This window comes from Kosakonia oryziphila, assembly GCF_900094795.1.
In the GTDB taxonomy this organism is placed as follows: domain Bacteria; phylum Pseudomonadota; class Gammaproteobacteria; order Enterobacterales; family Enterobacteriaceae; genus Kosakonia; species Kosakonia oryziphila.
In genome coordinates, this window is record NZ_FMBC01000027.1 from 43,119 (window position 1) to 66,297 (window position 23,179).

At 55.0% G+C, this 23,179-nt stretch carries 24 protein-coding genes; 5 read left to right on the forward strand and 19 right to left on the reverse strand.

The genetic code is table 11. From position 1 onward, the window contains the following. Nucleotides 1-34 precede the first annotated feature (34 nt). Entirely contained in the window at nucleotides 35-2,599 is a 2,565-nt protein-coding gene (locus tag GA0061070_RS13920) for an ATP-binding protein (protein ID WP_090136688.1), read from the forward strand. Here the strand turns inward: GA0061070_RS13920 and alsK are convergent. From alsK to GA0061070_RS13950, 6 genes are all read right to left on the reverse strand, one after another. Beyond that, a complete protein-coding gene (gene alsK, locus GA0061070_RS13925) occupies nucleotides 2,553-3,500 on the reverse strand; it encodes an allose kinase (RefSeq protein ID WP_090136689.1) in 948 nt (315 codons plus the stop codon). The two genes, GA0061070_RS13920 and alsK, sit on opposite strands and share 47 nt — an antisense overlap. After that, nucleotides 3,484-4,179, reverse strand: coding sequence for a D-allulose 6-phosphate 3-epimerase (alsE, locus tag GA0061070_RS13930; RefSeq protein ID WP_090136690.1), 696 nt, complete (start codon nucleotides 4,177-4,179; stop codon nucleotides 3,484-3,486). The genes alsK and alsE overlap by 17 nt, the downstream gene beginning before the upstream one ends. Before the next feature lie 10 nt (nucleotides 4,180-4,189). Further along, nucleotides 4,190-5,170, reverse strand: coding sequence for a D-allose ABC transporter permease (gene alsC, locus GA0061070_RS13935; RefSeq protein ID WP_090136691.1), 981 nt, complete (start codon nucleotides 5,168-5,170; stop codon nucleotides 4,190-4,192). Then, a complete protein-coding gene (alsA, locus tag GA0061070_RS13940) occupies nucleotides 5,149-6,681 on the reverse strand; it encodes a D-allose ABC transporter ATP-binding protein AlsA (RefSeq protein ID WP_090136692.1) in 1,533 nt (510 codons plus the stop codon). The genes alsC and alsA overlap by 22 nt, the downstream gene beginning before the upstream one ends. 63 nt (nucleotides 6,682-6,744) lie before the next feature. Beyond that, entirely contained in the window at nucleotides 6,745-7,680 is a 936-nt protein-coding gene (gene alsB / locus GA0061070_RS13945) for a D-allose transporter substrate-binding protein (RefSeq protein ID WP_090136693.1), read from the reverse strand. 62 nt (nucleotides 7,681-7,742) lie between these two features. After that, the gene (locus GA0061070_RS13950) at nucleotides 7,743-8,633 is read right to left on the reverse strand and encodes a MurR/RpiR family transcriptional regulator (protein WP_090136694.1); all 891 of its coding nucleotides are present in this window, start codon (nucleotides 8,631-8,633) and stop codon (nucleotides 7,743-7,745) included. A 364-nt stretch (nucleotides 8,634-8,997) separates the two neighbouring features. On the opposite strand from GA0061070_RS13950, the gene rpiB reads away from it, so the two are divergent. Together rpiB and yjdP are read left to right on the forward strand one after the other, a co-directional pair. Next, nucleotides 8,998-9,459 (forward strand): bifunctional allose-6-phosphate isomerase/ribose-5-phosphate isomerase RpiB, encoded by a 462-nt coding sequence (gene rpiB / locus GA0061070_RS13955; RefSeq protein WP_090136695.1) that lies wholly within the window; start codon nucleotides 8,998-9,000, stop codon nucleotides 9,457-9,459. Between the two features lie 71 nt (nucleotides 9,460-9,530). Then, nucleotides 9,531-9,836, forward strand: coding sequence for a DDRRRQL repeat protein YjdP (yjdP, locus tag GA0061070_RS13960; protein ID WP_090136696.1), 306 nt, complete (start codon nucleotides 9,531-9,533; stop codon nucleotides 9,834-9,836). Here the strand turns inward: yjdP and GA0061070_RS13965 are convergent. The 13 genes from GA0061070_RS13965 to GA0061070_RS14025 all read right to left on the reverse strand — a co-directional run bounded on the left by GA0061070_RS13965 (nucleotide 9,833) and on the right by GA0061070_RS14025 (nucleotide 19,038). Next, nucleotides 9,833-10,177, reverse strand: coding sequence for a low molecular weight protein tyrosine phosphatase family protein (locus GA0061070_RS13965; protein WP_090136697.1), 345 nt, complete (start codon nucleotides 10,175-10,177; stop codon nucleotides 9,833-9,835). The genes yjdP and GA0061070_RS13965 overlap by 4 nt on opposite strands. Before the next feature lie 196 nt (nucleotides 10,178-10,373). Further along, nucleotides 10,374-11,132, reverse strand: a complete 759-nt coding sequence (phnP, locus tag GA0061070_RS13970; RefSeq protein WP_090136698.1) for a phosphonate metabolism protein PhnP — start codon at nucleotides 11,130-11,132, stop codon at nucleotides 10,374-10,376. Between the two features lie 60 nt (nucleotides 11,133-11,192). Beyond that, entirely contained in the window at nucleotides 11,193-11,744 is a 552-nt protein-coding gene (phnN, locus tag GA0061070_RS13975; protein WP_090136699.1) for a ribose 1,5-bisphosphokinase, read from the reverse strand. Continuing rightward, nucleotides 11,741-12,877 carry an alpha-D-ribose 1-methylphosphonate 5-triphosphate diphosphatase gene (phnM, locus tag GA0061070_RS13980; protein WP_090136700.1) on the reverse strand — a complete coding sequence of 379 codons (1,137 nt, stop codon included), beginning with the start codon at nucleotides 12,875-12,877 and terminating at the stop codon, nucleotides 11,741-11,743. The genes phnN and phnM overlap by 4 nt, the downstream gene beginning before the upstream one ends. Further along, the gene (phnL, locus tag GA0061070_RS13985) at nucleotides 12,874-13,560 is read right to left on the reverse strand and encodes a phosphonate C-P lyase system protein PhnL (protein WP_090136701.1); all 687 of its coding nucleotides are present in this window, start codon (nucleotides 13,558-13,560) and stop codon (nucleotides 12,874-12,876) included. Before phnL ends, phnM begins: the two co-directional genes overlap by 4 nt. Before the next feature lie 10 nt (nucleotides 13,561-13,570). Continuing rightward, nucleotides 13,571-14,329: a phosphonate C-P lyase system protein PhnK gene (phnK, locus tag GA0061070_RS13990; RefSeq protein WP_090136702.1), complete on the reverse strand. Its 759-nt coding sequence runs from the start codon at nucleotides 14,327-14,329 to the stop codon at nucleotides 13,571-13,573. Beyond that, on the reverse strand, nucleotides 14,326-15,174 hold the full coding sequence (locus GA0061070_RS13995) for an alpha-D-ribose 1-methylphosphonate 5-phosphate C-P-lyase PhnJ (protein WP_090136703.1): 849 nt from the start codon (nucleotides 15,172-15,174) through the stop codon (nucleotides 14,326-14,328). Before GA0061070_RS13995 ends, phnK begins: the two co-directional genes overlap by 4 nt. After that, nucleotides 15,167-16,231, reverse strand: coding sequence for a carbon-phosphorus lyase complex subunit (locus GA0061070_RS14000; protein ID WP_090136704.1), 1,065 nt, complete (start codon nucleotides 16,229-16,231; stop codon nucleotides 15,167-15,169). Before GA0061070_RS14000 ends, GA0061070_RS13995 begins: the two co-directional genes overlap by 8 nt. Then, the gene (gene phnH / locus GA0061070_RS14005) at nucleotides 16,231-16,815 is read right to left on the reverse strand and encodes a phosphonate C-P lyase system protein PhnH (protein WP_090136705.1); all 585 of its coding nucleotides are present in this window, start codon (nucleotides 16,813-16,815) and stop codon (nucleotides 16,231-16,233) included. The genes GA0061070_RS14000 and phnH overlap by 1 nt, the downstream gene beginning before the upstream one ends. Then, nucleotides 16,812-17,264 carry a phosphonate C-P lyase system protein PhnG gene (phnG, locus tag GA0061070_RS14010; RefSeq protein WP_090136706.1) on the reverse strand — a complete coding sequence of 151 codons (453 nt, stop codon included), beginning with the start codon at nucleotides 17,262-17,264 and terminating at the stop codon, nucleotides 16,812-16,814. Before phnG ends, phnH begins: the two co-directional genes overlap by 4 nt. 1 nt (nucleotide 17,265) lies before the next feature. Next, a complete protein-coding gene (gene phnF, locus GA0061070_RS14015; protein WP_090136713.1) occupies nucleotides 17,266-17,991 on the reverse strand; it encodes a phosphonate metabolism transcriptional regulator PhnF in 726 nt (241 codons plus the stop codon). Nucleotides 17,992-18,171: 180 nt separating this feature from the next. Continuing rightward, nucleotides 18,172-18,609 (reverse strand): VOC family metalloprotein YjdN, encoded by a 438-nt coding sequence (gene yjdN / locus GA0061070_RS14020; protein WP_090136707.1) that lies wholly within the window; start codon nucleotides 18,607-18,609, stop codon nucleotides 18,172-18,174. A 93-nt stretch (nucleotides 18,610-18,702) separates the two neighbouring features. Next, nucleotides 18,703-19,038 carry a zinc ribbon domain-containing protein YjdM gene (locus tag GA0061070_RS14025; protein ID WP_090136708.1) on the reverse strand — a complete coding sequence of 112 codons (336 nt, stop codon included), beginning with the start codon at nucleotides 19,036-19,038 and terminating at the stop codon, nucleotides 18,703-18,705. A 603-nt stretch (nucleotides 19,039-19,641) separates the two neighbouring features. On the opposite strand from GA0061070_RS14025, the gene crfC reads away from it, so the two are divergent. After that, complete coding sequence (gene crfC, locus GA0061070_RS14030) at nucleotides 19,642-21,996, forward strand: clamp-binding protein CrfC (RefSeq protein ID WP_090136709.1); 2,355 nt, start codon at nucleotides 19,642-19,644, stop codon at nucleotides 21,994-21,996. Beyond that, nucleotides 21,993-22,865 (forward strand): diguanylate cyclase regulator RdcB family protein, encoded by an 873-nt coding sequence (locus GA0061070_RS14035; RefSeq protein ID WP_090136710.1) that lies wholly within the window; start codon nucleotides 21,993-21,995, stop codon nucleotides 22,863-22,865. Before crfC ends, GA0061070_RS14035 begins: the two co-directional genes overlap by 4 nt. The last annotated feature ends 314 nt before the right edge of the window (nucleotides 22,866-23,179 follow it).

Sequence of the window (23,179 nt, forward strand, 5' to 3'; positions counted from 1 at the left end):
CTTGTGTCAGGGTCAACATTGCACCGGAGCCACTATGTCGTATCACGCGAACCCGTTTTTCAGCAGCGCTCGCGGGCGTCTGTTGTTCTTCAATTTACTGGTGGTGGCGGTAACCTTAATGGTCTGCGGCGTAGCGGTGCTGGGCTTTCGCCACGCCAGCCAGATCCAGGAACTGGCGCAGCAGCAGACGCTGGACGACATGACTGGCAGCATGAATCTGGCACGCGATACGGCCAGCGTCGCCACGGCGGCCGTGCGGTTGTCGCAAGTGGTGGGGGCGCTGGAATATCAGGGCGAAGCCGAACGCCTGAAGGCAACACAGAGCGCGCTGCAACATTCGCTCAGCCAGCTTGCCCGCGCGCCGCTGGCGCAGCAGGAACCGCAACTGGTGGCGCAGATCACCCGCCGCAGCCACGAATTACAGCAAAGCGTCACCGAGATGCTGCAACGCGGACAACAGCGGCACCTGGAGCGCAATGCGCTGCTCAGTTCGCTGTATCAGAACCAAAGTTATTTGCGCCATTTACAGATGATCACCGCCCGGGAAGCGAGCAACATCCCGGATAGTCGCCTGCTCGCCGAGATGGACCGGTTGATCATCGCCGCTATTCAGACGCCGTCTCCCAGGCCGACAATCAAGCAGATCTCCGACATCATGGGGCAGTTGCCGTCGCGTACCGCCAGCCAGACGGTGGATTTTATCCTGCCGGATTTCAGCGCCGAGCTGCGCAAGCTGGGGCCGCTGTCGCTCCGGCTGGAAGAGAGCGATCTGGCGATTAGCTGGTCGATGTTTCATATCAAAGCGCTGGTGGCACTACTCAACAGCGACATCAACCAGTACGTTGCGCAGGTAGCGCAGGCGTCGGAACTGCGCACGGCGCAAAGCCACCAGGATATGCACTCGATTATTCTGTTTATCAGCGCCTTCGCCCTGCTGGCGCTGGTGATCACCGGTTTTGCCGGGTGGTATATCTATCGCAATCTGGGGTCGAATCTGACCGCCATTTCGCGCGCCATGTCGCGGCTGGCACGCGGCGAGCAGGACGTGTCGGTTCCGGCGCTGCAACGGCGCGATGAGCTGGGCGAACTGGCACGCGCGTTTAACGTGTTTGCCCGTAATACTGCTTCGCTGGAACACACCTCTAAATTGCTGAAAGAGAAGAGCACACAACTGGAAACCACCTTCCACGCGATGCGCGATGGTTTTGCGCTGTTTGATAATCGGGGTTGTCTGGTGGTGTGGAACCCGCAATATCCGTTGCTGCTCGGTCTGACGGCAGAGGCATTGCAACGCGGTCAGCACTATCAGAGCCTGTTACAGCAGGTGAGCGATCTTCCCGGCCATGTGCAGGAGAATCTGGCTCGCCCGCTACCCAAACCGCAGGAATTACAGTTGGCGGATAACCGCACCATTGAGCTGCGTTTTAGCCCGGTACCGGGGCGCGGCATGGTTAACGTGGTACTGGATCGCACTGAGCGTAAAGGGCTGGAAGAGGCGCTGCTGCATAGCCAGAAGATGAAAGCCGTCGGCCAATTGACCGGCGGGCTGGCGCACGATTTCAATAACTTGCTGGCAGTGATTATCGGCAGCCTTGAGCTGGTAACGCCCGGTTCACCGGATGCGTCGCGTATCTCTCGGGCGCTGAAAGCCGCCGAGCGCGGCGCGTTGCTGACCCAGCGGCTGCTGGCCTTTTCCCGCAAGCAGTCGTTGCATCCCCATGCTGTGGAGATGCAGCCGTTGCTGGAGAATCTCGGCGAGCTTATACGCCACTCGTTACCCGGCACACTGACGCTGGAGATCGAAGCGCAAAGCCCGGCATGGCCCGCGTGGATCGATGTTGGACAACTGGAAAATGCCATCATCAATCTGGTGATGAATGCCCGCGATGCGATGGAGGGCGAGAGTGGCGCCATTAAAATCCGCACCTGGAACCAGCGCGTTACCCGCAGTGATGGACGCCGCCAGGATATGGTGGCATTGGAGGTGATCGATCGCGGCTGCGGTATGTCACAGGAGGTCAAAGCGCAGGTGTTCGAACCCTTTTTCACTACCAAACAGACCGGCAGCGGCAGCGGGCTGGGCTTGTCGATGGTATATGGCTTTGTTCGCCAGTCAGGTGGACGGGTAGAGATTGAGAGTGCGCCGGGGCAGGGCACTACCGTACGTCTGCAACTGCCGCGCGCGGCAGTGCAGGCGGTGGAAAGCCGGGAGCCTGATGTCACGCAGACACGCGATAGCAGCGATACGCTGATTCTGGTGCTGGAAGATGAGGCCGATGTGCGCCAGACATTGTGCGAACAGTTGCACGAGCTGGGCTATTTGACGCTGGGGGCGGAAACCGGTGAGCAGGCGTTGCAGTTACTGGCTGCTTCGACGGAGATTGGCGCGCTGGTCAGTGATTTAATGCTACCGGGCGCGCTCAGTGGCGCGGAAGTGATTCACCAGGCGCGCCAGCAGCATCCGCGTCTGCCGATGCTGCTAATCAGCGGTCAGGATCTGCGCCCGGCGCACAACCCTGCGCTGCCGGACGTGGAACTGCTGCGTAAACCCTTTACCCGTGCAGAGCTTGCGCAGGCGCTGCGACGGATTGCGGCGTAAAACGGCTGCGGGCCAGTGTTGCCGCGCCCTGCGCGCCGTTAAACGCAGATGATGAGGCCGCCAGAAAACGCACCGCTTCCCACGGCAACGGTTTGCGCAGCCAGGTGCGGATCGCCGCGATCAACGCTTCACGCGGAAATGCAGGCATATCCATGACGCCGCCGCCGAGGATCACCGCATCGGGATCGAACAGGTTAATGCTGGTGGCGATGGCGCGCGCTGCGTGATCCAGCAGATCGACGACAAAAGGCTCCTGTGCTGCATGGATAAACAGGTCGCCAAGATCGTAATCCCGCGGCTGCTGTTCATACCAGCGGCGCAGCGCAAGGCCAGAACACACCGTTTCCAGACAACCTGCATTGCCACAGCCGCAGCGCAGTTGCCTGTCGCCCTGCGGAATATGCCCCAGTTCGCCCGCCACGCCGTGCGCGCCTGTCCACGGCGCACCGTTCAGCCAGATGGCGAAACCCATGCCGGTGCCGAGATAGGCCGCCAACACCTGCTGCTGCGTGAGGTTATGCTCCTGCACGTCAAAAGAGAGTTGCAGATTCACATCACGGGAAAACTCCACCGGGCAGCCCAGCGTATTTTCCAGTTGCCTGGCCAGCCCGCTCAGCTCACCCGGGGCCAGCGGTAAATTGGGCGTGGAGATAATGGTGCGTTTATCTTTGCCGACCAGCGCAGGAAAGCCCATTACCAGCCCGTAACAGCGGGCATTACGCGCGTCAAGCTGTGCCTGTATAAGCGCAGTAATGCCGTTTACCACGCCGTGTGCAATGACCTCTGCGGTGCGCTGCTTTTCGCAATGCAGCACCTCGCCTGCGGCGGTTTGCAGGCAGAAGCGAATATGGGTCGCGCCCATATCAACGCCTGCTACCAGCTGATTATGCGGTTCGTGCATGAGGCAGTACCTCGTTTTTGGCCGCCAGAATCTGTTCGGTCATTACCGTCCAGGCATCATCGATGTTTTCCGCATGGTTGAATAACCCGGAGGTGCCGACGATAAAGACATCCGCGCCTGCGGCCATCAAACGCTGATAAGTTGCCTGGTTGCAGGAGCCGTCGATTTCGATTTCATAACTCAGTCCTTCGCGCTCGCGCCAGGCTTTCAGTTCGGCGACCTTGTCGAGCATTTCCGGAATGAACGGCTGCCCGGCAAAGCCAGGATCGACCGTCATCACCGTCACTTTGTCGGCCTTATGAATATAGTATTTCATCGTTTCGACGGAGGTTTCCGGGTTGAGGATCAGCCCGACTTTTATGCCGTGGCGGCGGATCTCATCGATCAGGCGAAACGCCTGGCCGTTGATCGTTTCCGGGTGCAGGGTTATAAAGTCTGCGCCTGCGCGCGCCAGTTGGCCGATATAATCCTGCGGGCGCGTCACCATCAGATGACAATCCAGCGGTTTGCTGGCCAGTTTCTTCACCTGGCTGACAAAGAATGGCGACAGCGTCAGGTTCGGCACAAAGTGCCCGTCCATAATGTCGATATGGAAATAATCCGCGTGGCTGTCGATAAACTCGATCTGTTCTTTAAACTTGAGGAGATCCATACACATCAGGGAGGGGGAGATTTTCATCATTTATTCCTTACTTGCTGATAAGCCGGTCAAGCGCAACAGCGGCAATAATCAGCCCGCCCATTACCACCAGCTGGTAATACGTTTGAACTTGCAGGATATTCAGGCCGTTATTGATGGTGCCGATAATCAACCCGCCAATCACAACCGAGAAAATACGCCCCTTACCGCCGAAGAAGCTGGTGCCACCGATAATGGCACTGGCAATGGCGTAGGTTTCAAACCCCATTCCCGCCAGCGGCTCCGCCGCACCAAGACGCGCGGTGGAGACCACGCCCGCCAGCCCGGCGCAAACACCGGAGATAATGAACACCACCAGCACGTGAAACTTCACATCGATACCGGAGTAGAAGGCGGAGTTTTTATTGCCGCCCAGCGCGTAAATATTGCGCCCCAGCCGCATGCGCGTAGTGAGGAACCAGAGCAGCAGTGCCACCAGCAGCGAGAAGATCACCGGCACCGGAATGCCTGCCACGCTGGCGGCAAAGAAATTCACAAAGTCGAAGGAGAAGCCATACACCGAGTTAGCGTCGGAAATAACCAGCGTAATGCCGCGAAAAATCGCGTTGGTGCCAAGGGTAATAATGAACGGGTGCAGGCCGGTCCAGTTGACCAGGCAGCCGTTAATCGCCCCCAGCACGCCGCCCACCAATACGCCGCCGATCAGTACTGCCAGCACGGGATCGACGCCCGCCAGCATCAGTTTAGCGGTTACCATGCCGGAGAGAGCAAGGATCGCCCCGACGGAGAGATCAATCCCGGCGATCAGAATGGCAAAGAACTCACCCATGCCGATCAACACCGTTACCGAACTCTGAACAAAAATCTGCGTGATATTGTTGGTGTTGAGGAAGTATTCCGGCGACATCGTACCGAAGATGGCGACGATGATTGCGAGGATAAAAAAGGTGCCGTATTTATCCCAGAACAGTGCGAAGTTGAAGGGCTTTTTCTCGCTCATTTCGCTTTTTACTCGTGTGGTAATGCCCATGCCATAATCTCCTCTTCGCTCATGTCGTCGCGATTGGTCAGGATTTGCGTCAGCCGCCCTTCGCAGAACACGGCGATACGGTCGCAGACGGCAATAATTTCGGGAAGCTCGGATGACACCATCAGGATGACTTTTCCGTCATCCGATAGCTGGCGCATCACTTTGTAGATCTCAGCCTTCGCGCCGACGTCGATACCGCGGGTCGGTTCATCGAAAATGATCACCTCGGGTTCGCAGCACAGCCATTTGGAGATCAGTACCTTCTGTTGGTTACCGCCGGAAAGCTCGGTGATGCTCTGCTCCACCGAGTGGCACTTCAGCGCCAGTAGTTCGCGCTGCGCTTCAGCAATCCGTCGCTCTTCGTGTTCGTTAAACAGCCCCATTGCGCCTTTGTAACCGCCGAGCTTGAGGCTTTTGCTGAGCGCCATGTTTTGCGCAATCGAGAAGTTAGGGAAGAAGCCGTTGTCGCGGCGGCTTTCGGTGATATACGCCATGCCTTTTTTCAGCGCATCCAGCGGTGAGCGTGGTGAAATAGCGTGACCATTGAGGTAAATTTCACCGCTGCTGCGCTTATCGATGCCGAACAGGCAGTTCATCAATTCGGTACGGCCGGAGCCGACCAGCCCGGCGAAACCAAGGATCTCGCCGCGGTTCACGCTAAAGGAGATATCACGGACTTTTTTCTTGTCGCGACTGGTGACGTTTTTCACCTCAAACACCGTATCGTGCTCGATATTGCCGGTGTTCTCTTTCATCGCGTTAAAGCGGTTTTGCAGCTCGCGTCCGACCATCAGCCGCACGATGTCGTCATTGGTGACGTCGCTGACCATGCCGCTGCAGACACTGCTGCCGTCTTTCATCACCGTATAGCGATCGCAGATCCGGCGAATTTCCGCCAGCTTATGCGAGATATAAACAATGGCGGTGCCTTCTTTACGCAACTGATTCATGATCAGGAAAAGATAATCCACCTCTTTATTCGTCAGCGAAGAGGTGGGCTCGTCCATAATAATGACTTTAGCATCCAGCATTAATGTTTTGGCAATTTCCAGCATCTGCTTGTGACTAATCGATAAATTCGCCACTTTGGTATCGAGATCGACTTTTAAGCCGACGCGCAATAACATCATTGCCGCCCGTACGCGCATTTCTCGCCAGTCGATAATATTGACGCCACACACCTTTTTGGTGATGTGTCGGCCAATATATAAATTCTCCAGAACGGTTAATTCATCAATAACGCTGAGTTCCTGATAAATAATGCCGATACCAAGTCGTGCTGCCAGTTTATGATCAAGTTTGTCGTAATTAACGTTATTAATGATGATGGTGCCTTTGGTCGGGTCGTGAATCCCCGAGAGAACTTTCATTAACGTTGATTTACCGGCACCATTCTCTCCTAATAACGCATGAATTTCATAAGGATAAATAGTTAGATCAACGGACTTTAATGCGTGGACCGGGCCAAAGGATTTGCCGATACCCGCCATTGAGATATATGGCGTGACCATAAGTAACCTCTTTGCACACTCTTCAGGCCGGATGCGCGCAAAGCGTCACCCGGCATTGATGGTTTACTTAGTGACCAGAATTGAATCGACCAGTTTGAATTCCGGGGTTTTATCCAGCGGAATAACTTTGCCGGTTTTTGCCGCATCAACCATCATTTTCAGACCCGAAGCGCCAATATCCGCCGGGTTTTGTGCAACGGTGGCGGTCATCTGCCCGGCTTCCACCATTTTGCGCGCTTCCGGAATGCCGTCGGTGCCGACGACCAGCACTTTGCCGGTTTTACCAGCGTTCGCCACCGCCTGGGCAACGCCCATCGCCATGGTGTCATTGGCGCAGTAGAAGGCTTTCAGGTTCGGGTTGCGTTGCAGCACGTTGGTGGCGACATCCAGCGCCTTAATACGATCCCAGTCAGCAGGCTGGCTGGCAACGAGTTTGATTTGGCTGGCTTTCTTAAACGCTTCGCTGGCACCGTTGCGGCGCGCTTCACCCGAGGCGTTACCTGCTTTACCTTCGATAATCGCCACTTCGCCGCCCTGCGCGCCAAGCTGTTCAATGATAAAGCTTGCGCCTTTTGCGCCGACTGCAACGTTATCGGTGGTAATAAAACCTTCGACATTCCCGCCAGCTTTTTTCAGGTTATCCATATCGATTTTTTCATCGAGGTTCACCAGATAAATGCCTTTTTTCCAGGCACGGGCGACCGGCATCACCAGGTTAACGGAAGAGAGTGGCGCAAAGGCGATGCCTTTATAATTTTTATTGCTCAGATCTTCGAATAATTGTAATTGCGACTGAAAATCACCTTCCGACGGCGAGGCAAAAATATCCACACTGACGCCGAGTGTTTTCGCTTCGTCTTCGATACCTTTTTTCATATCCACCCAGAACGGGTTGGATAATGTCTTTAAGACGACGGCGTATTCGGCAGCGGCAAATACACTGGTGCTCATCATCAGGCCGATAGCAGCTCCGCTGAATAATTTCAGATATTTATTCATAGTAGTCTTCTCATTGTAGGGTAATTTTACTCATCCCGTTGCGGTGGGATGAGTATTTGTTTTTACTTCAATGCGCCCGGTGAGAAAAAATCAACGATGGCACCGGTTTTTTGCATATTCTGTGTGGCCAGTTCAATGTTCTGTTGTGCAACCGAAACAAAAAAAGCATCAAGTAATGTTAATTGTAATATTCGTGCTGAGGCATTTCGCCCTAATAAAGGGGTCTCTGGTGCTGGCGAGCAAATAATAAAGTCGGCCATTTTGGCAATCGGCGAATGGTAGCTGTGAGTAATACAAATAATTTTTGCCCCATTTTTTTTCGCCAGCTCAACGGCCGATTTTAAATCACTGGTGCGTCCAGAATGTGACACCACCAGTACGACATCGCCCTCTTTAAGCAGCGATGCAGACATCATCATAATGTGCGCGTCCTGGTAAGCGTGGCAGCGAACCCCGATGCGCAACATCTTATGTTCAATATCGGCGCAGATGGCGTTGGAACCGCCAACGCCGTAGAGATCGCGCTGTTTGGCCTGATAGAAGAAGCGCGCCGCGCGGTGGATTTCATCCACGTTAACGATCGATTGGCCTTCCATAATGGTGCGCAGCGTAATATTGAACACTTTGTTCACCACATCCTGCGGCGCTTCGTCAAACGACAGCTCAGCGGGCAGCACCTGCTGTGAGTGAGAAAAGTACTCCACCAGCGCGCTGCGCAGATTGCGAAAACCGCTAAAACCCAGCAGTTTCGACACTTTCACGATCATGGCTTCCGACACCGTCAGCATCTCCGCGACATCTTTAATCGCGGAGGCATCGCTGATATTGCCCGGTGTTAATAGCCAATCCACGATGCGGCTTTCGTTTTCCGTCATCCCTTCCTGCTTCATGCGCAGGTAAGGAGCGAGGCCGATGCCGTTGGGAAGACCGTGGTCGAATTCTGTCTGACTCATCGCTTTCTCTTGTCCTTGAAATGAAGACGACACTATATCACCACATACGGAACCATAAATATGCTGGCAACTTCACAGAATAAATTAATTCATAAAGTTTTATATGTTGTGAAGTTTTCTGCAATGTTTTGGCCAGTGTTTTTATATTTTTTATTTTAAAAACAATAAATTACATTTATTTGTGAAATGTGGTACGTCTGATATGTAGGGGTTTTCATGCATACAAGTCTATTGATTTGTGAATTCATGCCGTGTAGAACAGGCGCTGTTCCCGGTAGTTTTGCGGTTTTATTCAGCAGTTAACCGGTCAAAAATCACAAGACTCACCGGGTTCGTAAAGTTTGTACACTAACCAGGCGGATATATGAAGAAGATTGCGTTCGGCTGCGATCATGTCGGGTTTATCCTGAAGGCGGATATCCTGGCACATCTGTCAGCAAAAGGTATTGAAATTATTGATAAAGGCACATGGTCGACGACACGCACCGATTATCCCCGCTTCGCCAGCGAGGTAGCGCAGGCGGTACTAAATGGCGAGGCAGATGGCGGTATTTTGATTTGCGGTACCGGCGTTGGCATTTCCATCACCGCCAATAAATTCCCTGGTATCCGTGCGGTGGTGTGTAGCGAACCTTACTCCGCACAGCTTTCGCGCCAGCATAACGATACCAATGTACTGGCGTTCGGTTCGCGCGTGGTCGGACTTGAACTGGCAAAAATGATTGTCGATAGCTGGCTGGGTGCCGAGTTTGAAGGCGGTCGCCATCAGCTACGCGTGGATGCGATTGCACAGATTGAGAAGCAGCCACCTTCCGCCTGCAATTGAGATTCCTCCGCTACCCGCTAAGGCAGGCTCTGCACTAACGTACAGCCAGTTCCTTCTTTGAGACTGGCTTTATGAAACGTTACGTGACTGCGCTGTTATTCGGCGCTCTTTCACTCAGCAGTCAGATGGCGCACGCCGATATTATCGACGACGCTATTGGCAATATTCAGCGGGCAATCGGCGACACGTACAGCTCTGACAGCAGTCGTGACGATGAAAGCCGCCGCCGCGATGAGCAGTACCGGAATTATGATAACCGCTACCGCCAGCTTGAAGACAGGCGACGTCAGCTTGATGAACGCCAGCGTCAGCTCGATCAGGAGCGACGCCAGCTTGATGATGAAGAACGCAGGCTGGAAGAGGACGATGACCGCTAACGTGTCAGAGACGGGACGCACAAACCCAGGCGTTCCGGAACGATATCCTCAAGCAGCGTGATTAATTGCGGGTCCATAAAATGGTATTGATCCGGAATATCAAGCACATGAACAGGTTTATGCTGCACCAGGCGACTAAAGTCGGCAAGGATGCTGTTTTTGTGTTTTTCTTCCATCACACAGATGACGTCTGCCCAGGAGAGAATGGCGGGCGAGACGGTTTTTCTCGCATGGCGTTGTGTGCCAGCAGAGCGAGCATTTACCCCGGGGTAGCGACGAAACACGTGCTCAGCAGTCGGGCTGCGCCATTGGTTGCGGCTACAAATAAAAAGCACATTCATGGCAAGTGATACTCTGTAAGCCGCGATGTGCTAATTATTTATTGGTCACACGCGGGTATTTAAGACCCGGTTGCGTTATCCACAACCCTATCAGTGCGAGTCTGTACGCTTTATCCTTCAAACGACCTCTTTACAGGCTGCGTCTGCTTACCCCATGCCGGTAAGCAACGGGACGAATATAGCCATATTGTGCGGTCTAATCCAGTACAATCCGCATGCCATCAAAACCCACCTCAAACCCCGTCGGCAGCACGTTATTCATCAACCAGACATCAAAGCGATGCCCGATATGGGTTAGCACGACGCGCGGGCAGCCAATCACCTCATTCAGGTCGATAACGGTGCGCAGATCGTTATGATTTTTCGGCGTCTCTGCGCAGGGCGGTTCACTGCAATCAATGATCACCACCTGCGGGTGATTATTGAGTAAAAACTTAAGCGTCTTATCCGGCAGACCGGCAGTATCCGAGAGCCAGGCGACCCGGCTGTGTGCCGATTCCAGCAGATAACCAAAGGTGAGTTTCGAATGGTTCAGCGGCAGCGGCGTAACCTGCAATCCTTGCAGATCGAACACCACAAATGGCTCAACGGTATGGCTGAAATCAAGCAGACCGGGATGTTTAAACAGATCGTCGCAGCCTTGTTCATCCGGCGGGCCGTAAACCGGGATTTTCGCGCCTAAGCCCCAGCGTAGAGGAAACAGCCCTTGCACATGATCCATATGGTAATGCGTCAACAGAATCTGCTGAAACTGACCCGCCGGGAAACGCTCCATTAAATCGGCAAGCCCGGCATCCAGCAGCGTCACCGCGTCGTTAAACTGCACTACGCCGCTGCAAGGCTGGCGACGATATTGCGGCTGCTGGCGCGCGCGTAAGCAGGCTGCGCAATTGCAGCCGAATGCCGGAACCAGTTGCGCACCGCCAGTGCCGGTCAGGGTGAGGGTCAGGCTCATAGCGCCTCGCTTTAACGGTTGAGTTAACGTAAACGGCGCACGATGAATGCGCCGGTAGCATTACGCACTTTTCCCTTGTTGCGCGCGTATCAACGAGATCAATCCTTCCACTGACTGTAGCAGACTTCCGTCGTTGTTCAGCGTCAGGCAATTACCCGGCGAGTAACGGGCTGCGCGCTCCAGCCGCGCGGTAATTTCCATGCTGCTTTCGCGCCCGCGTTTTTCCAGCCGCTGGCGCAAAATCTCCGGCGATACTTGCACATACACCGGTATCAACACCTCGCCGTATTGCGCCTGCGCCTGCGGCAGATGCCCGCGCGAGCCGTTGACCACCACATCAAACCCCGCCTGTAACCAGAGATCGACCTCCACGCCAATACCGTAGTAGAGATCGTTGGCGTGCCAGCTCAGGGTAAACAGATTCTGCCCGGCGCGGGTAAAAAACTCTTTTTCGCTTAGCTCGATATGGTTCTCGCTGCCGGAAGATGCCGGGCGCGTGATATAGCGGTGCGCCACCAGCAACTGAGGATGCTCGCGGCTGCGCAGCGCGGCCAGCAGCGTATCTTTCCCGGCGCCGGATGGCCCCATCAACCAGATCAGTCTGCCCATCAGAACACCCGTTTCCCCTCGCGCCAGACATGATCGACGCGGACGTGGTCGCCTTTGTTGTGCACCAGAACCAGATCTGCCCGTTTCCCTTCGCCGAGGGTGCCGCGATCGTCAAGCTTGAGCGCCTGCGCCGGATTTTTCGTTACCAGATGGATGGCACGCGGCAGGGTGAAATCATTCTGCTCATCTGCCGCAACGCGGAAGGCAGCGTCCAGCAGGCTGGCGGGATAATAATCCGATGAAAGGATATCCAGCATGCCGAGCTGCGCCAGTTTATGCGCCGCCACGTTGCCGGAGTGCGAGCCGCCGCGCACGATGTTCGGCGCACCCATCAGCACGCTCAGACCATACTCGCGTGAGGCTTCGGCGGCAGCAAAGGTAGTGGGGAATTCGGCTATCACGCTGCCTAACTGGTGGGATTCCACCACATGCTCGCGCGAGGCGTCATCGTGGCTGGCCAGCGGCAGGTTACGCGCCCGGCAAATTGCGGCAATTGCCAGCCGGTTAGGCTGCGACCACTCGGCGGCCAATGCCAGTTGCTCCTGTTCAAACGCATCCATTTGCTCGTTGGTCAGGTGATATTTGCCCTGAAAGTAGTCGCGATATTTTTCATAGCTGGCGTACTGGCGCTGGCCTGGTGAGTGATCCATCAGCGATACCAGCGTTACCGGTTCGCGGCCGACCAGCTTTTCAAACAGCGGCAGCGTGGTGTGGTGCGGCAGTTCGCAGCGTAAATGCAGGCGGTGTTCCGCGCGGTTCAGCCCGCGTTTTTGCGAATCTTCCACCGCGTTGATCATCTTCTCCAGATTCTCCAGCCGATCGCCGCCGTCGCGCACATCGCCAATGGCGACGGCATCCAGCACTGTGGTGATGCCGTTGGCGACCATCAGCGCGTCGTGGCTGCTCATCGCGGAGTGGGCGGGCCAGTCCACTTTCGGGCGCGGGGTGAAGAATTTGTCGAGGTTGTCCGTATGCAGTTCGATAAGGCCTGGTAACAGCCAGCCACCGTCGCCATCATGGGCGCCTGGCTGGCGGCTTTGGGTTTCGGCGAAGGTACGGATCACACCGTCGCGCACTTCCAGTGAACCGTCGACCACTTCGTCTTCAAGGATAAGTTTTACATTGTTGATAATCATGCGGAGATTCCCATCGGAAACAGACGGTCGGCGACATTTTCGCGCACGGCCTCGTCATGGAAGATGCCGACAATCGCTGCGCCGCGCGCTTTGGCCTGCGCGATCAGTTCAACGACGGCGGCGCTGTTTTTCGCATCCAGCGAGGCGGTTGGTTCATCAAGCAGTAGAATCGGGTAGTCAACAATAAAGCCGCGGGCAATGTTGACGCGCTGCTGCTCACCGCCGGAAAACGTTGCCGGTGCAAGGTGCCATAAGCGTTCCGGTACATTAAGCCGCGTCAGCAACTGGCTAGCTTTGCCGATGCAGACATCGCGGGAAAGTCCCAGATCCAGCAGCGGTTGCATCACCACATCCAGCGCGCTGACGCGTGGAATGACGCGTAAAAACTGGCTGACCCAGCCGATGGTATGACGGCGCACGTCCAGTACTTTGCGCGCCGGGGCCTGCACTAAATCGACCCATTCCTCACCATGTTTGACATGAATATGCCCGGCGTCCGGCAAATAGTTGGCATACAGCGAGCGCAGCAGCGTCGATTTGCCGCTGCCAGAGTGGCCGTGCAGCACCACGCATTCTCCGGCGTTCACCTCCAGCGAGGTGTCGCGCAGCACCGGCAGACGCACGCCATTCTGATGGTGCAGGACAAAGGTTTTGCTGACATTTTCCACACGCAAAACAGACATCGCAGACTCCTTAATTTTGCAATACCGAGGAAACCAGCAACTGGGTATAGGGATGATGGGGATCGTCGAGCACGCGATCCGTTAACCCACTTTCCACCACCTGGCCCTGTTTCATGACCAGCAGGCGGTTTGCCAGCAGCCGCGCGACGCCCAAATCATGGGTCACCATCACTACCGCAAGGTTCATCTCCACCACCAGGCTGCGCAGGAGATCCAGCAAACGCGCCTGTACCGATACATCCAGTCCACCAGTTGGCTCATCCATAAACACCAGTTTTGGTCGCGTCACGAGGTTGCGGGCGATTTGCAGTCGCTGCTGCATCCCGCCGGAAAACGTGGTGGGTAAATCGTCAATGCGTGACGGTGGGATCTCGACATCCGTCAGCCACTGTTGCGCGCAGGAGCGGATATCACCGTAATGTCGCACGCCGGTCGCCATCAGCCGTTCGCCGATATTGCCCCCGGCGGAAACCTGGCGGCGCAGGCCATCCAGCGGATGTTGGTGAACCACACCCCATTCGGTTCGCAGCAGGCGGCGGCGTTCGGCTTCGCTGATGGCGTACAGATCGCGGTTGTTATAGATAACCTGTCCCTGTTGTGGCGCCAGCCGCGCTGAAATGGCATTCAGCAGGGTGGTTTTACCGGAACCGGATTCGCCAACAATGCCCAGCACTTCACCCGGCCACAGATCGAACGAGACGTCCTGAAACCCTTTACCTGGCGCATAGAGATGGGAGAGTTGATTTACCGAAAGTAGCGGTTGGGTCATTTGCGTAAAGCCTCGCTCTGTTGGCGGCAGTAGTCGGTATCGGAGCAGACGAACATGCGCGTGCCTGTGTCATCCAACACCACTTCATCCAGATAGCTGTGGGTGGAACCGCAGATGGCGCACGGTTGATCCCACTTTTGCGGCGCAAAGGGGTAATCCTCAAAGTCGAGGCTCTCGACCCGGGTATATGGCGGAACGGCGTAAATGCGTTTTTCACGTCCGGCGCCGAACAGTTGCAGTGCCGGCATGAAATGCATTTTCGGGTTATCAAACGCCGGGATCGGCGACGGGTCCATCACATAACGACCATTCACTTTCACCGGCCAGGCGTAGCGGGTGGTGAAGTTGCCGAAGCGCGCAATGTCTTCATACAGCTTCACCTGCATTACGCCATACTCTTCCAGCGCGTGCATGGTGCGGGTTTCGGTTTCGCGCGGTTCAATAAAGCGCAGCGGCTCCGGGATCGGCACCTGGTAAATCAGGATCTGATCTTCAACCAGCGGCGTTTCAGGAATGCGGTGGCGAGTCTGAATCAGCGTCGCGTCAGCGGTGCTTTCAGTGGTTTCTACGCCGGTCACACGGGTGAAGAACTGGCGAATCGAGACGGCGTTGGTGGTGTCATCCGCGCCCTGATCGATCACTTTCAGCACATCGTCTTCGCCAATTACGCTGGCGGTTAACTGGATACCGCCAGTGCCCCAGCCGTAGGGCATCGGCATTTCGCGCCCGCCAAACGGCACCTGGTAACCCGGAATAGCAACGGCTTTCAGCAGCGCCCGGCGGATCATGCGTTTGGTTTGCTCATCAAGAAAGGCAAAGTTGTAGCCGGTCAGCGCGTTAGTCACGGGAACTCTCCTGTTGCAGCTGTCTGAGCAAGTCCAGTTCGGCCTGGAAATCGACGTAGTGGGGAAGTTTGAGGTGCGAGACAAAGCCCGCCGCCTCGACGTTGTCGGCGTGCGCCAGAACAAATTCTTCATCCTGCGCCGGGCTTTTAATCATTTCGCCGTAGTCGGCGGCTTGCAGGGCGCGATCCATCAGCGCCATCGCCATCGCTTTGCGTTCACCCATGCCGAACACCAGCCCGTAGCCACGGGTAAAATGCGGCGCGTCCTCTTCCGGGGCGATAAAGCCGTTTACCATTTCACATTCGGTGATCAGCAATTCGCCAACGTTCACCGCAAAACCCAGCTCTTCAGGCACTATTTCCACGTCGATATAACCGCTGCGGATCTCCCCGGCGAAGGGGTGATTACGTCCGTAACCGCGCTGGGTGGAGTAGGCCAGCGCCAGCAGATAGCCTTCGTCGCCGCGCGCCAGTTGTTGCAGGCGTGCAGAGCGGGAGCAGGGGTAAACCGGCGGCTGGCGGGTGATATCGTCCGGCGTGGCGCCGCTCTCCTGTTCGGCTTTCGCCAGCCCCTCTTTTTCCAGAAGAGCAAAGACATGCGGCGTGGTTTCCGGCGGCGCTTCGCGTTTCGGCAGTGATGTCGTTCCGCCTTCGGCAAGTAACGCAAAATCGAGTAAACGGTGGGTGTAATCGTAAGTCGGGCCAAGTAACTGACCGCCGGGAATATCTTTGTACACTGCCGAAACCCGGCGCTCCAAACGCATCTTCGTGCTGTCAATTGGTTCGCTGACGGCCAGGCGCGGCAGCGTTGTGCGGTAGGCGCGCAGCAGAAAGATGGCTTCGACGTTATCGCCGCTTGCCTGTTTCAGCGCCAGCGCCGCCAATTCCCGATCGGCAATACCGCCTTCGGTCATCACGCGATCGACGGCCAGATGCATCTGTTCAGCAATTTGCGCAACGCTCAGCTCTGCAAGCTCGTTGTCGCCGCGACGCTTATGTTCTTGTAGCGCGTGGGCTGCCGCTATTGCCTTTTCACCACCCTTGACAGCAACGTACATCAGAACACCTCCACCAGTGTGGTTCGTGGTATCGCCAGCGCACGTTCGCCGCAGGTCAGGATCACATCGATGCCTGCGGGGAATGAGTGCGGACGGTCGGTAAATTCGTCGGTGATGCATTCCGGCAGCAGCGGCGCAATCATGCGCTCCTCCAGAATCCCTGGGCCGGTCAGGCGCAGCATGCGGCCGCCGCTCAGTGACGGCAGTTGTAAAATCAATGTGGCGCTGGTTTCCGGGCTGATATCCGTGCCACAGGGCAAGGTGCTGAGCTGTTCGGCACTCAGGGTGTGATCGGCAACGGCAAAAAGCGACTGCTGCGGCTGGTCAACTAGCGGCGCATTGGTATGAAAACGCAGGTTCTGGCGTACCAAATCGTTGTCGACTGTAGCAGAGAGCCAGATCGGCGTGTCGTTATCGACTAGCGTCAGTAATACGCTAGTGGATGCCGGGTTAAGCGGCGGCCAGCCATGTTTCAGATGTGGCAACGAGACGATGACGCCCGGCTCGCTCATGGCTTTTAATAGACGACGAAAACAGTGTTGAGCATCGTGAACCGCCGATGCGAAAGCGGGTTGTAAGGTCATGCGTTATCTCCGCGAACCAGGGTGAAAAAGTCGACCCGGCTGGCGTTGACTTCGGCCAGACGCGCTGCAATGCGCGCGGCGCGGTCCGCTTCCAGCGGGGTTATCAGGGTTTCCATCAGCGTCTGGAAATGAGTTGGCTCCTGCAATAACGCGTCACACACGGCGCAGCGTTCGGCATGGCCTTTATCTCGCCCGAGTACCCAGCTAAAGCCGAGCTGGCCGCTGCTCAAGCGCACGACGGCGCGGGTCAGCGTGGTGTCACCGGGGAAGAAGCGATCGCCGGTGCCACCCATGCGCGCCTGCACCTGTACCAGCCCGGTTTGCGGCTTGCGGACATGCTCATAGTCGGGTGCCAGGCCCAACGTACGCATCCGTGTTCGCAGCATCTCCGGGCTGGACTGGGCAAGCGCTGCCATCCAGCGTTGACGAGTAGGCGTATCAAAGTGCATCTCAGTGCTCCATGGTGAATTCGATCATGTCGGCGCGGGTCAGACTGACGGAGTACTCCGTCGCGTTGACGTCGCCTTCGCGATGGTTAAGGGTGCGCACGCAGAGCAGAGGCGCCATATTGGGAATTTCCAGCCAGCGGCTCTCTTTCACCTGTGCACGACGTGCACTAATGCGCGTCTGGGTACGTTTCAGACTGATCCCCGCGCGTTCACGCAAAAAGTCATGTAGCGAACCGTGGTCGAACTGTTGCAGCAGCGGCCACAGCGTGAGATCGGCGAAGTAGTGATCAATTAGACAGAGGGCCACGCCATTCACCCGGCGGCGCGTGCGCAAATGCACCACGTTGTCGCCTTCGCTGATGCCTAATGCCTCGGCGATATGCTCAGAAGCCGGGCGCAGCACCGCCAGCAGGCGTTCGCTGGTGGGATGACTGCCCTGATCGAGCAGATTCTGGCTAAAGCGTGCCTGGGCATTAAGTGGGTAATCGAATGGGCGCGTCAGCACCAGTACGCCGATGCCCTGGCGGCGCTGCACCCAGCCTTTCTCTACCAGTTGATCGATGGCGCGGCGTAAAGTGTGGCGATTCACCTCAAAACGTGCGGCCAGTTGCTGTTCTGCTGGCAACCAGTCGCCGCAGCGATAGTTAGTTCGCAACTCCTGCTCCAGCCTGGCGGCAATCTCTTGATAGCGCGTGGGATAGCTGGTCGGATGTCTGGACAAGTGCATGTTCATTTGAACCTCACGGATAAAAAACGGCTGCCTTATAGCAGTCATCACATCGTGAGCCCATGCTGGCGGACTAATGTTTCATTTGGGTTATGCAATCGTTGCTGAGAGATGAAGAGTGATCGGTAACGAGCAAAAAAAAGAGCCGTTGACGGCTCTTGCTGGGGAATATGCTGTGAATCAGGCTTGTGGCGGTTTGGCGACGTTGACCATCCACGGGATGCCGAATTTATCCGTCACCATACCAAAACCGTGCGCCCAGAAGGTTTCCTGCCAGGGCATCGTGATGTGGCCTTCGGCGGCAAGGGCGTCAAACCAGGCTTTGCCCTGTGCGACATGCTGGGTGGCGAGGCTTAAGGTAAAACCGGCATACGCTGCAGCGCCTTGTTTGCCGTCGCTCATCATGATCTCACCACCCGCAATGTGCAGGCTGGCGTGAGCAATATCGCTTTCGGCAAACGCGTACCCGGCGGCACAACCGTCATCATTCACTTTCGGGGGTTTAGGCATTTCGCCGAAGGTGATTTTATAGATTAATTCAGCCTGCAATGCCTGCTGGTAGAACTGAATGGCGTCGTTGCACTGGCCTGAAAAAGAGATGTAGGGACTGAGCGGCATAATCATTACCTCAAGTAACGAAATCTGCCATTGAGTGTAGCGGGGGAAAGTGAAAGAAAGCCAGACGGGAAGTATGAACTTCCCGCCGAATCATCAGTTCTTTTTAACGAATTCTGATTTCAGTTTCATCGGGCCAAAGCCGTCGATTTTACAATCGATATTATGATCGCCTTCGACCAGACGAATGTTTTTAACCTTAGTGCCGATCTTCAACATTGAAGAACTGCCTTTTACTTTCAAATCCTTAATTACTGTTACGCTATCGCCGTCGGCCAGCAGATTACCATTGGCATCCTTGACGATTAATTCATCGACGTCGTGTGCCGGTTCAGCATTGTTCCACTCGTGGGCGCATTCCGGGCAAATGAACATGCCATTATCTTCATAGGTGTATTCGGAATTACATTTTGGACAGTGGGGGAGTTGCATAGGGATTTCCTCTAAAGAGCATACAACGCTGGCAGTAGCCAGCACAAAAGGCACAATGCCTGAAAGGCGGCAATTATACAGCAAAACCGCACAATTGCCGTTGTTATTATCTTTCAGTCGTCGGGATAAAAAAAGCCCAGGCGCTGACATAACCTGTCATTCGCTTAAGTAATGCTTATCGCAGAAAGGCCGGAAGCAAATTTTCTGAGATAATATTTAGAATATTTTATGGCGGAAATTGCCACCATTTAGTAATTCAGATATGGTGGCGTGTAGTATACGGTGCCATTAGATAACTAAACTGTCATGCCTACTACATCTGTCTCTGCGACAGATAATTTCCTCCTCAAATCGGGTGGGTGAATAATGACGATATATCCTGTTTGTTCCTGAAAATGAGCTACGCTCTGGCTCTCTGGTCTTTAAAAGCCGGAGGTGTGACGCTGCCATTTTTTGAGAAAAAATTATCTTTTCCTGATTCTCATCAGGTACTTATATTTTAGAAGATATTTTCCACACGTAATTATAAAAGCCGAAACTTCACAAATAAAACATTCCGGCTAAATAAAAGTAAGAAAATTTGCGTTAAGGAAAGACTTTTCCATGCACACACAAACAATATTTGAATTAAGCCAGGAAGCAGAAAGGTTGTTACAACTTTCATTGCATAATCTCCAGGCACTGAAAAAAATGCCGGCAGCAACGTTTGATGAAACGAACGTGGTCAGTAAGGTCGAAAATGCCAATGTGCTGCCTTTGCATTTCAGCGCCCGCGGCGTAGAGGCGCAACAGGCTACGCTGCATAACGAATTACGGAAAATCACCCGGCTGGAGATGGTGCTGGCGATCGTCGGTACCATGAAAGCCGGTAAATCCACGACGATTAATGCGATCGTGGGTACGGAAGTATTGCCCAACCGCAACCGTCCAATGACTGCGTTGCCGACGCTTATTCGTCATACGCCGGGTCAGAAAGAGCCGATCCTGCATTTCTCCCATGTCGGTCCGATTGACGCGCTTGCGCAACAATTGCAAACCCGGCTGTTGAACTATGACCGGGCAAAGCTGGCACAGCAACTCGAGATCGATAAAGACATGGTTGCGCTGCTGGATCGTATTGCGCAAGGCGATGCATTTGATAAACACTATCTTGGCGCACAACCTATTTTCCACTGTTTAAAAAGCCTCAATGACCTGGTACGCCTGTCGAAAGCGCTGGATGTGGATTTTCCCTTCTCCGCCTACGCAGCGATTGAACATATCCCGGTGATTGAAGTGGAGTTTGTGCATTTGGCTGGGCTGGATAATCAACTCGGCCAACTGACGTTGCTGGATACCCCCGGGCCGAACGAGGCCGGGCAGCCACATCTGCAAAAAATGCTCAACGACCAGCTATCGCGCGCTTCCGCCGTGCTGGCAGTAATGGATTACACGCAACTCAAATCTATCTCCGATGAAGAAGTACGCCGCGCGATTTCAGCGGTGGGGCGTTCGGTGCCGCTGTACGCATTAGTGAATAAATTCGATCAGAAGGATCGGAACAGCGATGACGAAGATCAGGTGCGGGCGCTGATTTCCGGAACGCTAATGAAAGGGAATATCAACCCGACACAGATCTTTCCAGTCTCTTCCATGTGGGGATATCTGGCTAACCGCGCTCGGCATGAATTAAAACATCGCGGTCAGTTGCCGGATCCACAGGAGCAGCGCTGGGTACAGGATTTTGCCGAAGCGGCGCTGGGCCGGCGCTGGCGCACCGCCGATCTGGATGATATTGAGCATATTCATCACGCGGCAGATCTGCTGTGGGAAGATTCACTGTTCGAGAAACCGATCCGTAAATTATTGCACGCCGCGCATGCCAATGCCTCGCTGTACGCGCTGCGTTCTGCATCACATAAGTTGTTGAATTACACCCAGAGCGCGCGCGAATATCTCGATTTCCGTTATCAGGGGCTGACGGTGGCTTACGAGCAACTGGAGCAAAATATTACGCGGCTGGAAGAGGATATGCTGCTGCTGCGCACCAGCCAGGCGTCCGTCAGCGACGAGATCGAACATGAAGTCGAAGAGGCGCTGGCGGTGGCGGAGATCTTTATTCACGGCCAGCAGTTCGAAATTGTTGAGGCCATTGATGCCTGGTTCCACGATGGGCAGATGATGGAGACACTTGGCGACGGTAAGGCTGATTTGCGCCTTGATGAAGGTTATAACCCCTACCAACTGGTGCTGGAAAACGAAGGCCAGGCGCAAATTGCCATTAGCAAGATCCGTTCGGCCTGTGAAACCATTCTGCTGGCGGCGCAGGAGCGCATCAGTCGTGAACTGGCGCTGCGTTTTGATGAGCTGGAAAACACGCTGACGCGTTCGTTGAACGATGCCATGCGCCCGATTGAAACGCGTATCAAAGCAGAGCTTAACCACGCTGGCTTCCACGCACGTATCAGTTTCCCTGCATTTCAGCCCAGCGCACTCAACTTTAATACCCGTTCCCTGTTCACCAACGTGATCTCGCCGGAAGATACGCCTGTCGGACAGGTACCGCGTTCCGGCAGTATGCGGGAAAGCGTGTCACGCTGGTTAAATAACCCAGGTTGGGGTTGGGATGATTATGTTGCTACCCATACCCGTTACGTGATTGATATTGCCGCGCTGCATAAAAAGCTGATCAGCCATGTGGCTCATTTTTGCGAACAAATTCGTAAAGCTTTGGCAGCGCAGGTCGATGTTTCTGTTACGGCAGGGATGGCGACATTTTTCGCCGAATTCTCGTTAAGCCTTGCGGGACTACAGGAAAGTTTGCGTGACAGTCTGGCGATGCGTCAGCAAAACGAATCATCAGTGCTGATGTTGCGTCAGCATCTGCAACAGTGCATCAGGACGGCTAACTGGATCCATGAAGATGCCCGGCTGTTACGCGATGATATACAAACCTTATTCGCAGCAGAGCAGCCATGAAAAATCAACTACTGGATGGCCCCGGACGGGTGCTTGAGTGTATTCATCCAAAATTTATCGTTGATCTGGTACAGGGCGCAGACACTGCGCGCCAGTCGCCGACTGTGCCCCAGCAGCAGTTATTTCGTGAACGCTTGACGCAGGAGATCATAGAGCAAACTCAACTGCGGCCGTGGGCGATGTCCGGCGTATTACATGAAAATGAGACCTTACGTTTAGGGCTGGCAGAGAAGCTGGCGAGCATGCTCGATCCCGGACATCTGGCGCTTACGCGCATTACCCAGCGGCTTACCGCATTGCAGCAGGCGGAACGGCGTCCGGTAAATCCCGGCAGCGCACAACAGTATGAAGAGTTGTTGGGCCACTTCAGCCAGCGTGCCGTCTGGAAAGAGAAAGCGCTGACACAGCGTGGGCTGGCGGTACAGGCCGGGCATCACAGCGAGCAGGTTTTTGCCCACTGGCGCGCCGGGAATTACAACGGTTGGTCGATGGCCGGGCGCTGTTATGTGGCACTTGAGGAGTTGCGCTGGGGGGCTTTTGGCGATGCCTGTCGTCTGGGCAACGACGATGTGGTGAAGATGCTGAAAGACAATTTGTGCGCCATGGCGGCTGATTTTCTGGCGCAGGGGATCAATGCCGCGCCAGCGACCCGCCATTTTTATCATCAGTGGCTGGCAACACCTTCCACGCCGGGGTTGATGGATTATAAGGATTTACTCGGTTGGCTTGGCGACTGGTGCGATGCCGAACGCCATCCTATTTGCTGGTCGGTCACGCAGAGTTGGCAGACAATCGCCCTCGGAATGCCACGTCTCTGTTCGGCATCACGTATCGCCACGGCGATGGTGGAAGAGATCTTCAGTGAGTAAACGGTGTGCCCTGCAATTGTCTGGCCAGCCGGTCTGGTAATCGTTGGGCATAGCGAACCGTAAAAAGCCCCGTCAGGGCTGAGGGATCCCCAGAAACATTATCAGTACACCATAATGATGTTTCTGTAGGCTCTCGCCATAAACCTTCTATGCCTGTCTTTATTTATGGGGAACCGTCAGCCCGTCAGGGGTTTTTTATGAGGATTAATACCCGGTGAATTTGTAAATAGACCCGTTTTAGTTCCATGCATTTTTTGAGATCCCGGCCAAATAATGGTGCTGTCGATACTCCTCCGGCGTCATATTGTTCAGTG

Coding starts and splice junctions, on each gene's coding strand:
- GA0061070_RS13920 (WP_090136688.1), top strand. CDS start 35: ATGTCGTATCACGCGAACCCGTTTTTCAGCAGCGCTCGCGGGCGTCTG.
- alsK (WP_090136689.1), bottom strand. CDS start 3,500: ATGCACGAACCGCATAATCAGCTGGTAGCAGGCGTTGATATGGGCGCG.
- alsE (WP_090136690.1), bottom strand. CDS start 4,179: ATGAAAATCTCCCCCTCCCTGATGTGTATGGATCTCCTCAAGTTTAAA.
- alsC (WP_090136691.1), bottom strand. CDS start 5,170: ATGGGCATTACCACACGAGTAAAAAGCGAAATGAGCGAGAAAAAGCCC.
- alsA (WP_090136692.1), bottom strand. CDS start 6,681: ATGGTCACGCCATATATCTCAATGGCGGGTATCGGCAAATCCTTTGGC.
- alsB (WP_090136693.1), bottom strand. CDS start 7,680: ATGAATAAATATCTGAAATTATTCAGCGGAGCTGCTATCGGCCTGATG.
- GA0061070_RS13950 (WP_090136694.1), bottom strand. CDS start 8,633: ATGAGTCAGACAGAATTCGACCACGGTCTTCCCAACGGCATCGGCCTC.
- rpiB (WP_090136695.1), top strand. CDS start 8,998: ATGAAGAAGATTGCGTTCGGCTGCGATCATGTCGGGTTTATCCTGAAG.
- yjdP (WP_090136696.1), top strand. CDS start 9,531: ATGAAACGTTACGTGACTGCGCTGTTATTCGGCGCTCTTTCACTCAGC.
- GA0061070_RS13965 (WP_090136697.1), bottom strand. CDS start 10,177: ATGAATGTGCTTTTTATTTGTAGCCGCAACCAATGGCGCAGCCCGACT.
- phnP (WP_090136698.1), bottom strand. CDS start 11,132: ATGAGCCTGACCCTCACCCTGACCGGCACTGGCGGTGCGCAACTGGTT.
- phnM (WP_090136700.1), bottom strand. CDS start 12,877: ATGATTATCAACAATGTAAAACTTATCCTTGAAGACGAAGTGGTCGAC.
- phnL (WP_090136701.1), bottom strand. CDS start 13,560: ATGTCTGTTTTGCGTGTGGAAAATGTCAGCAAAACCTTTGTCCTGCAC.
- phnK (WP_090136702.1), bottom strand. CDS start 14,329: ATGACCCAACCGCTACTTTCGGTAAATCAACTCTCCCATCTCTATGCG.
- GA0061070_RS14000 (WP_090136704.1), bottom strand. CDS start 16,231: ATGTACGTTGCTGTCAAGGGTGGTGAAAAGGCAATAGCGGCAGCCCAC.
- phnH (WP_090136705.1), bottom strand. CDS start 16,815: ATGACCTTACAACCCGCTTTCGCATCGGCGGTTCACGATGCTCAACAC.
- phnG (WP_090136706.1), bottom strand. CDS start 17,264: ATGCACTTTGATACGCCTACTCGTCAACGCTGGATGGCAGCGCTTGCC.
- phnF (WP_090136713.1), bottom strand. CDS start 17,991: ATGCACTTGTCCAGACATCCGACCAGCTATCCCACGCGCTATCAAGAG.
- yjdN (WP_090136707.1), bottom strand. CDS start 18,609: ATGCCGCTCAGTCCCTACATCTCTTTTTCAGGCCAGTGCAACGACGCC.
- GA0061070_RS14025 (WP_090136708.1), bottom strand. CDS start 19,038: ATGCAACTCCCCCACTGTCCAAAATGTAATTCCGAATACACCTATGAA.
- crfC (WP_090136709.1), top strand. CDS start 19,642: ATGCACACACAAACAATATTTGAATTAAGCCAGGAAGCAGAAAGGTTG.
- GA0061070_RS14035 (WP_090136710.1), top strand. CDS start 21,993: ATGAAAAATCAACTACTGGATGGCCCCGGACGGGTGCTTGAGTGTATT.